Annotated in this window: 1 pseudogene; it reads left to right on the top strand. The window is 29.4% G+C overall.

Annotated elements, in window-relative coordinates:
* A pseudogene (locus tag HMPREF3131_RS11005) lies at positions 1–778 on the top strand (IS5/IS1182 family transposase); the annotation flags it as partial.

Below are 778 nucleotides of genomic sequence, written 5' to 3' on the forward strand. Positions count from 1 at the left end.
TCCCCACAAATGATATTTCACGACATGTCAATAATATTGTAGAAACCATTCCTAAGACTGAATTCAATGAATTCAGACATCATCGTGGTGCAACATCATACCTGTGGCTATCACAAAATCAAAAGCTTTCTTATAAAACGATTAATCGATTTAGAGTCAATCCAAAAGTAGATGCTTTATTAGAATCATTATTTATTCAATTTCATAGTCAGTGTTTGAAACAACATCTTATAGATGATCAGGCCATTTTTATTGATGGTACGAAAGTTGAGGCGAATGCCAATCGATATACATTTGTATGAAAAAAGAGTATTCAAAACCATGAGTCAAGGAAGAATGAAGATTCTAAAGTGCTCTATCATGAATGGGTGACAAATAAAATCATACCTGAGATTAAAGAAGATCGCGATAATGACTTAACAAAAAAAGAAATAGATTTGATTGGTAGTCATTTCGATAAAGAAATCGAAGATTTAAATCAACATATCGATAATGAAAAATGTACTAAAATAAGAAAACAAATACGGCTCAAAAGAACTAAAATTAAAAAATATAAAAAGCAAATTAATAATTACTCTGAGCGAAAGCATAAATACGAAGGCTAAAAATTTATTTTAAAGCAATAGAAATAGTTATTCTAAAACAGATCATGAGGCCACATTTATGAGAATGGAAAGAAGATCATATGAAAAATGGACAACTCAAGCCAGGTTATCATTTACAAATAGCGACAAATTCTCAATTCTTTTTATCTTATCATGTGTATCAAAATCTTACT

It is taken from the genome of Staphylococcus sp. HMSC14C01, from assembly GCF_001808085.1.
Taxonomy (GTDB): Bacteria; Bacillota; Bacilli; order Staphylococcales; family Staphylococcaceae; genus Staphylococcus; species Staphylococcus hominis.